General features: G+C 44.3%; 4 protein-coding genes and 4 tRNA genes. 1 reads left to right on the forward strand and 7 read right to left on the reverse strand.

The annotated features are described in order from the left end of the window. From L2717_RS17865 to L2717_RS17885, 5 genes are all read right to left on the reverse strand, one after another. Positions 1-530 (reverse strand): GTP-binding protein (locus tag L2717_RS17865; protein ID WP_248938133.1); only part of this gene is annotated, 530 nt, incomplete at its 3' end. A gap of 117 nt (positions 531-647) precedes the next feature. Further along, positions 648-723, reverse strand: a tRNA-Thr gene (locus L2717_RS17870). A gap of 8 nt (positions 724-731) precedes the next feature. Then, positions 732-805 (reverse strand) — tRNA-Gly (locus tag L2717_RS17875). Between the two features lie 37 nt (positions 806-842). Continuing rightward, positions 843-927 (reverse strand) — tRNA-Tyr (locus L2717_RS17880). Between the two features lie 9 nt (positions 928-936). Further along, positions 937-1,012: transfer RNA gene (locus L2717_RS17885), tRNA-Thr, on the reverse strand. 234 nt (positions 1,013-1,246) lie between these two features. On the opposite strand from L2717_RS17885, the gene coaA reads away from it, so the two are divergent. Next, positions 1,247-2,197 (forward strand): type I pantothenate kinase, encoded by a 951-nt coding sequence (coaA, locus tag L2717_RS17890; RefSeq protein WP_220772930.1) that lies wholly within the window; start codon positions 1,247-1,249, stop codon positions 2,195-2,197. A gap of 10 nt (positions 2,198-2,207) precedes the next feature. On the opposite strand, the gene birA is transcribed toward coaA, so the two are convergent. Further along, positions 2,208-3,170 carry a bifunctional biotin--[acetyl-CoA-carboxylase] ligase/biotin operon repressor BirA gene (gene birA, locus L2717_RS17895; RefSeq protein WP_220772931.1) on the reverse strand — a complete coding sequence of 321 codons (963 nt, stop codon included), beginning with the start codon at positions 3,168-3,170 and terminating at the stop codon, positions 2,208-2,210. After that, positions 3,163-4,188, reverse strand: coding sequence for a UDP-N-acetylmuramate dehydrogenase (murB, locus tag L2717_RS17900; RefSeq protein WP_220772932.1), 1,026 nt, complete (start codon positions 4,186-4,188; stop codon positions 3,163-3,165). Before murB ends, birA begins: the two co-directional genes overlap by 8 nt. Positions 4,189-4,398: the final 210 nt, after the last annotated feature.

A 4,398-nucleotide genomic window follows, 5' to 3' on the forward strand; every position in this document is an offset into this window, starting at 1 on the left:
TTCAGAGCTGAACCTTGAATAACAGGTAAATCATCACCTGGGAAGTCGTATTCTGACAGAAGTTCGCGCACTTCCATCTCTACTAATTCCAGTAATTCTTCGTCATCAACCATGTCACACTTGTTCATGAACACGATGATATATGGTACGCCAACTTGACGAGAAAGCAGGATGTGCTCACGTGTCTGTGGCATTGGGCCGTCTGTTGAAGCCACAACCAAAATAGCGCCGTCCATCTGTGCAGCACCAGTGATCATGTTTTTAACATAGTCGGCGTGACCTGGGCAGTCTACGTGTGCGTAGTGACGTGCTGGTGTGTCATATTCGATGTGAGAAGTATTAATAGTAATACCGCGCTCACGCTCTTCTGGAGCGTTATCGATTTGAGCAAAGTTTTTCACTTCGCCACCATAAGTCTTAGCCAGTACTGCTGAAATAGCTGCAGTTAGAGTGGTTTTACCATGGTCAACGTGACCAATGGTGCCCACGTTTACATGGGGCTTAATACGTTCAAATTTAGCTTTAGCCATGGTAATGCCTCAGTCCAAGAATCTTGGTGATGAAAACTAACATATAGAAAAAATCCGATGCATTAAAATGACATCGAACCGTTTATGTTTAGGTGCAGGAGCTAACTTTAGAGAGGCTGGTGCTGATAGGCAGATTCGAACTGCCGACCTCACCCTTACCAAGGGTGTGCTCTACCAACTGAGCCATATCAGCAACTAATTTGGAGCGGACAGCGGGAATCGAACCCGCGTTATCAGCTTGGAAGGCTGGAGTAATACCATTATACGATGTCCGCGCAACCTAACTTAGGCTACCTAACTACCTAGAAAAAGTGGTGGAGGGAGAAGGATTCGAACCTTCGAAGGCTGAGCCGTCAGATTTACAGTCTGATCCCTTTGGCCACTCGGGAACCCCTCCACAGAAATATGGTGCCGGCACCAAGAGTCGAACTCGGGACCTACTGATTACAAGTCAGTTGCTCTACCAACTGAGCTATGCCGGCACATCATTTCGGAACGGGATATTAGGTAAATGTGCCGTCAAGTGCAAGTAAAAAAACACCTAATTATGTAAAAAAGTGCTTAAACGGTGTTTTTTTACGCGCAACTCATCTTCCTCGTGCAATTTAACAGCAAATACACCAAACGATAGCGGAAACACGATGGCTATCCTCTATTTTGTATTGTTCCGAATAATTCCATAGTGTACTGTGCCTTTCCTAAGCTGAGGAAAGCCAATGACGTCTAAAAATTCAATTCAAAAAGCACTCTATCTCGCCTTTGAGCGCCTGCAATGGTCTGATCTGCGAAACTCAGTGCCGCTTACGCTAAGTGAGCAAGATTTGGAGAACCTTAGAGGCATTAATGAGAAGATATCTTTATCAGAAGTAACCGATATTTATCTTCCGCTGAGTCGATTACTTAATTTAATCGTCAAGGCTAAGCAGCAACGTGGTTTGGTGGTAGATGAATTTCTAGGTCAAAAGCCCTCAAAGAGCCCTTACATTATTAGTATTGCGGGTAGCGTCGCTGTAGGCAAAAGTACTACCGCGCGTATTTTACAGGCATTACTGCGACACTGGCCCGAACATCCAAAAGTGGATCTCGTCACCACTGACGGTTTTCTTTATCCACTGGCGGATTTAAAACGTAAAGGGCTATTGCAGCGAAAAGGGTTTCCAGAAAGCTACGATATGAAAATGCTGGTTGAGTTTATTTCTGCAGTCAAATCTGGCCGGCAACATGTTAAGGCCCCGATTTATTCACACGTGACCTATGATCGCGTCAAAAATCAGCAACAGACAGTCTCTCAGCCAGATATTTTAATTTTAGAAGGCTTAAATGTATTACAAACAGGACTAGACTCACCTGTCGATACACGTCGCCCTTTTGTATCTGACTTTGTTGATTTTTCAATCTATGTCGATGCTGAAGAACCACTTTTAAAACAGTGGTATAAAGAACGCTTCTTGCAATTCCGCTCTGGCGCTTTTAGCGATAAAAAATCTTATTTCCACCATTACTCGACGCTCACTGATGATGAAGCAAATACCATAGCCGCCAATATTTGGGATACGATCAACGGACCAAACCTGCAACTCAATATTCAACCCACCCGTGAGCGGGCTCATTTAATTCTAAAGAAAGGCCAAGATCATTTAATGTCACATGTACTGATGCGAAAATAGCTCTACATCGTTATTCTCGAGCCCTTAAGCTAATTTCTCCGCCGATAAAGGCTCTAGTACCTTCGGCGGTTTCAAGGAGTACCGCACCCTGCTCATCAACACCACGGCAAACTCCCTCGACCGTGTTTTCACCTATCAGTAAGCGTATTTCACGACCATAAAATAAGTCAGCGGCTTGCCATCGCATCTTGAAAGCGCCTAGCCCTTCACGCTCAAATAACTGAATATCACGTTTTAGTTGCTTCTGTAGCACAATAACAAGGTCTGTCTTGTTTGGCATAGTCGCCAATGCCGATAAATCACTCCAAGGCTGATCGATACCTTTGCCTTGTTCTTCTGACATTGCCATATTAATGCCAACACCGATGATCAGCTGGCACTCACTATCCACTTGTCCTGACATCTCAATCAAGATCCCAGCAAGTTTCTTATGATCTAAATAGATATCGTTCGGCCACTTAACGCCAATATTTTCCACTCCGAAGGATTTAAGCACCTCCACCAAAGTACAAGCAACGACTAAACTTAATCCCATTGCCTGCGTCATGCCCTGTGGAAATGACCAAAAAAGTGAAAAGTATAAATGATGTCCGTAAGGTGATAGCCAAGTGCGACCACGGCGACCACGGCCTGCTGATTGATACTCTGCCACGCACACATCACCATTTTTTAGCTCGGCGGTGTGGCCCAACATAAAGCCATTGGTACTCGTTATCTCATCAAAATAAAAACAACGATCATCAATAGATTTCACTAAACGTGATGCATCAATCAACGAGATAGGGCTTGCCAACTTATAACCTCGACCTTTCACGCTATAAATTGCCACACCGTAGCTTTCTAGAGCATCAACATGTTTATTCACTGCGGCGCGCGAAATACCTAGTTCACTGGCTAACCACTCGCCTGAAACAAATTGCCCACTAGATAATAAAGCTAATATCTGCCGTTTTCTTCCCCAATGATCAGACATATAGATCTCCTTCACCATCGGCTCCCATGATTCTAGGTTCGGCTTCTAGCACAACACCAAATTTGCCCTGCACTTGCGCAATAACGTGCAGCGCTAAACGACAAATATCTCGCCCCGTCGCTCCACCACGATTTACCAGCACTAACGCCTGCTTGTCGTGTACAGCCGCATTACCTAGTTCAAACCCCTTCAATCCAGCTTGTTCAATCAACCAACCCGCAGCTAGTTTCACTGTCGTATTTGCCTGTGCATAACCCACTATCGTCGGGAACCGCTGTGCTAAATCAACATAACAAGCAGCACTAACAATCGGATTTTTAAAGAAACTGCCAGCATTACCCAGCACCGCAGGATCAGGGAGCTTCTCATTTCGTACCTGACAAACTCTATCAAAAATCTCACGGGCTGAAATAGTTGCAGGATCAAATGATTGCAATGGACCATAGCCTAAACGTGGTTGCCAATCTTTTGCTAAACGAAATCCGACAGCAGTGACTACGGCAAGATTACGTAACTTATTTTTGAAAATAGATTCTCGATAGGCAAACTGGCACTCGGCTGCACTGATACGCACAAAATCACCCGAGGCGAAATCCAGATACTCAACCCAGTTGCACACATCGCATAGCTCAACACCATAAGCACCAATATTCTGGATCGGTGCAGCGCCAACCGTACCTGGAATCAATGCCATGTTCTCTAATCCAAAAATGCCATGTTCAAGCGTAAATTGAATTAATTCGTGCCAATTCTCACCAGCCTCAACCTCGAGGTAAAACGCCTCTTCATCTTCAGATACTTTCATCCCTTTAGATAAAACTCTGACAACAGTGCCATAAAAGTCCTGTGTAAAGACCAGATTGCTACCTCCCCCCAACACCAGCATAGGCGCTTGTTGTCGCCATAGTGGCAGACAAACTGCCTTAATAGCCTCTTTTGAGTGAACCTCAACAAGATCCGCGCAAGACTGTGCTAAACCAAAGGAATTTAATGACTTAAGACTATGAAGTAGAGACATATGTTTGATCAATGACCATAAAAATACATTGTAACCGCTAAAAGTGATGATTGCAGCAAATGAGGAAACGCACAGATGAAGTCGCACAAAAGGCTGCACCTTTAATGCAAAAAATACACTATTTCTGCCAAATTGCAGACGTAAAAAAGCCAGCTTATTCAGCTGGCTTTTTTACATCTCATCGAGATAATTAGGCGCTTGGCGATGACC

The sequence above is a fragment of the Shewanella glacialipiscicola genome (assembly GCF_023283485.1).
Taxonomy (GTDB): Bacteria; Pseudomonadota; Gammaproteobacteria; order Enterobacterales; family Shewanellaceae; genus Shewanella; species Shewanella glacialipiscicola.